The organism is Leisingera sp. ANG-M6 (assembly GCF_000813905.1).
GTDB lineage: Bacteria > Pseudomonadota > Alphaproteobacteria > Rhodobacterales > Rhodobacteraceae > Leisingera.
On record NZ_JWLG01000051.1, the window covers coordinates 1 to 512 of the forward strand.

Here is a 512-nt window from a genome sequence, read left to right on the forward strand (position 1 = left end):
ACCATCGCCGCGTTCTGCTGCGTCACCTGGTCCAGCTGGGTGACACCGGTGTTGATCTCGTTGAGGCCGGTGGACTGCTCCGCCGCGCCTTCGGCAATGCCGGAGACCAGCTGCGAGATATGGGTGACCTGCTCGACGATGCTCTGCAGCGCCTCGCCGGCCTTGCCGACCAGATCGACGCCGCGCTCCACCTGCTTGGAGCTGTCGGAGATCAGCGTCTTGATCTCCATCGCCGCATCCGAGGAGCGCTGCGCCAGGGCGCGCACTTCGCTGGCGACCACCGCAAAGCCCTTGCCGGCCTCGCCCGCCCGCGCCGCCTCGACGCCGGCATTGAGCGCCAGCAGGTTGGTCTGGAAGGCGATGTCGTCGATCACAGAAATGATCTGGCTGATGTGGTTCGAGGACTGCTCGATCTCGGTCATCGCCGACACCGCGCTTTGCACCACTTCGCGGTTGTTTTCCGCTTCGGTGCGGGCCTCGGCCATGGTTGCCTCGACGCTGCGGGCGCCGTC

Annotated in this window: 1 protein-coding gene; it reads right to left on the minus strand. The window is 66.6% G+C overall.

All coding sequences use genetic code 11. The features are described from left to right. On the minus strand, positions 1-512 hold a 512-nt coding region (locus RA24_RS21595), incomplete at both ends, for a methyl-accepting chemotaxis protein (protein ID WP_039194408.1).